At 56.4% G+C, this 3007-nt stretch carries 1 protein-coding gene; it reads right to left on the reverse strand.

Annotated elements, in window-relative coordinates; translation table 11 throughout:
• Positions 1-250: 250 nt before the first annotated feature.
• On the reverse strand, positions 251-2650 hold the full coding sequence (locus tag H5U08_RS14290) for a hypothetical protein (RefSeq protein ID WP_297034457.1): 2400 nt from the start codon (positions 2648-2650) through the stop codon (positions 251-253).
• Positions 2651-3007: the final 357 nt, after the last annotated feature.

Here is a 3007-nt window from a genome sequence, read left to right on the forward strand (position 1 = left end):
AACCGCGGTTTTCTGGTGCCGATGCCCAGCGGATTGACTCGATACTCACAACGGAGATTTTTGACCTGCGCTGGACTTTGCATCTCCGCTGACTTCAGTGAGGTGGCCAAACCAAAAACGACGATGAGTCCTGCGCACGCACTCAAATAACACTTCATGGCAAACCCTCCAATAGCCAATGCCAATGGCCTGGCACTACGGGCGACGGTCATTTGTTTTGCATTTGCTGTGTACTCTTTGCAGAAAACCCCTATCCGCCCTGCCGTGCGGTCTGCAGCCGCTCGCGGTAGTTGAGGTAGAGGACTCCCGTCACAAAATACGCGAAAGCCAGGTAAAGCAACGTCGGTTTCACTTTATCTGCCGACATGTAGCCTGCGAACACGAACCAGGCGAAGGTCACGCTGGCCACCAGACATAACAATGCTGCAAGACCAAAGATGCCCATGAGAACACGACTTTGTCCAATGCCCTTCCTGGCAGGTTGTGGTGATGATGCCTGGGTCGGAGCTTCAATCTTTTCGGGGACTGCAGCTTCCGGTTCTGAATCGAGCGGTCCAGATTGCCCTGACGCCTCGTCCCTCTTGGACGCTCCCAGCAAACCGGCAAGAACAATGTACGTGATGGCCGTGGCGAACCAGACGGGAATGACAAGGAAGAACAGGTGCAGCCATTGCATTTTCCAAAGCACAAGCGCCAAACCTAACCCGACTGCCCACGCAATGAGCGCCGCCACGTTAAGCAAGTGACCCTTCCGCGTGGACCAGAATTTCTGCCACCCAAAAATGGGGAAGAGCCAGTGTTCGACAACGACGATCGTTCCCACAGGCATAAGAAGGATTCCGTAGATTCCCACAAAATCCAAAAGGTACAGAAAGACGAATGGGAAGCAGGCAATGGCCGTTGTGACCGTTCCGGCGAGAAACGTTACCAACCAGCGCGGCCAGTTGGGAGTGATGACCTGGAGGGCCAGTCCAGCGCGATAAAGGGTTGGATTGGACGTCGTCCATCCTGCGATGATGACCGCCAAAGCCCCTGCCCAGCCCAGCGCGAAATACGCGACCTGCCCGGAATCCAGTTGCATCAGGGGTTGCATGAAAGCTCGGGCGGCTGCTGCCCCCATGATACCAGCACACATCCAGGCGAGATAATGTCCCAGAAACATTCCGAACGCCGAGTACAGCCCGTACCAGGCACTCTTCGCGTAGCGGAAGATCGCCATGTCCGAAAGTCCCAAGTGCATGGCCAGGTTGCAGATCCAGGCAAAGAACACAATGTGCCAGAATCCGATGGGAGATCGCGCGCTCAAATGCTCCGCGTTGACGGCCGCTTGGAAACTCTGGAGGGGTACAAAGTTCTCGTTGCAGATGACGCCGCCGCGACTTTTGGGCATCACATATTTGACAGCGGCAGGTTCCGGTACCGACTTGCTTTCGACGCGGATGCGGTAGCCGAGAATAGGTGGTTGGGGCGGAACTTCGACAACGGGAACGACGGGAGGCATGAAACCTCCACCAGCTCCCGGTCCCTGACTGCTCGCACCCCTTTGGGAGCGTGGGCCTCGCTGCGGCGGAGCCGGTTGCGCGGCTGGACCCTCCGTGGGTTGTTCCGCGATCGATGTGGGCACCGCAGTGACCGCACTGACCGCCGAGGGATTACCATATCGTGCCGATGAAGAGTCGGTTTTGGCTTTCTCTTCTGACTCGTTTTTGCCCTGTCCACCCGATGCCGGTTGCTCTTCGAGTTTCCCATAGATGCATTCCAGTCGGGCTTCTGCAGGGACAAAATCTTCCGGTTTCGGAGACGTTGTCGATGCCAGGAAGAATCCCGGGAGTGGAACCTGCGTGGGATCGGCTTCGGCAGCGGGCGCCACACCCGTCGCCTCTTTCAAAACCTGGAGACGTCCCTTGACATTTTCCAGCTCCAGGATGATCTGGTTGCCTTCACGCTTGACAACGGCAACCGATGGGCCTGGCCCACTCCAGATTCGCTCCTCGGCAACGTTCCACAGCGTTTTCCAGTTAGCAACATGACCGACCGTGGGGAGCGTCATGAGTGCTCCGCACACAAACATCAGCAGCATCCAGGGTGAACATACCACCGCGAACTGGGAAAGTCGCTTGAACCCGAGAATGGCAAGCGTGACGACGACGGCTCCCACCCCGATGACAACCACGACGAATAAGGGATCCTGCGGCAGCCAACCTGTTTGCGGAGGAATGCCGAACGGAATTCGCACCGCCGAGGCCGCAACTGTGATCATGCATCCCGCCAGAATGCAGTACAGAACAGCGTTAAGGAGGTTATAGATGACCGTTAAGACCGGGCCTCCAATCTGGCGAAAGTACCAGTAAAGCGTTAAGCGCGTCTGGACGGCGATCGGAGCGCAGACAAGCGTCCAGGAAAGCACGGCCAGAAAGTTTCCCAGGAGAAGACCAACGACCACGTCGAACGTGCGGGCGCCCCAGATGACGAAAAGCGCCCCGATCACGAATTCGGTAGCCGCAACGTGTTCGCCCGCGTAAAGTCCAGCAAAATATCGCCCACTTTGAAGTTTGTCCGGCGTTACAGGACGCCTCTCAAATTCGTTGAGCTTGTCAAGTCGGGCAAAGATTGATTCTTTTTTGCGCGTTGCATCTTCTGTGGTAGCCATACCCAAAACACCCCTGAATGATGACACGGAAGGCATGAAGCATCGTCAACGACTTGCCACAGTATGCACCCTCATCACAAATGCTGTCAAGTACCAAGATAAATTGATTCATCAAGCGATCCCGGGAACTCAGGACGCTCGTGTGCTCTGGTGCTCTGCCAGGCGGCGAGTCATAGACAATCACAAACAAACCCAAGCAAACCTGCCACGACAGATGAGCGGACCACGCCAACTGATGTTGGACTGCTTGCCTCTAGGAAAGCGTAACCTCAGGCGCCTTGAAGAGTGCCTTGCCAGCCCAGAACAGAACGCAAGCTCAGCCCTGGCGCTTGGGGAAGACCTCCTGCTCATACCGCC

Source organism: Thermogutta sp., assembly GCF_014359955.1.
In the GTDB taxonomy this organism is placed as follows: Bacteria; Planctomycetota; Planctomycetia; order Pirellulales; family Thermoguttaceae; genus Thermogutta.

Bases quoted from the DNA above. Each gene is read 5' to 3' on its own strand.
- H5U08_RS14290 (WP_297034457.1), bottom strand. From the start codon at position 2,650: ATGGCTACCACAGAAGATGCAACGCGCAAAAAAGAATCAATCTTTGCC.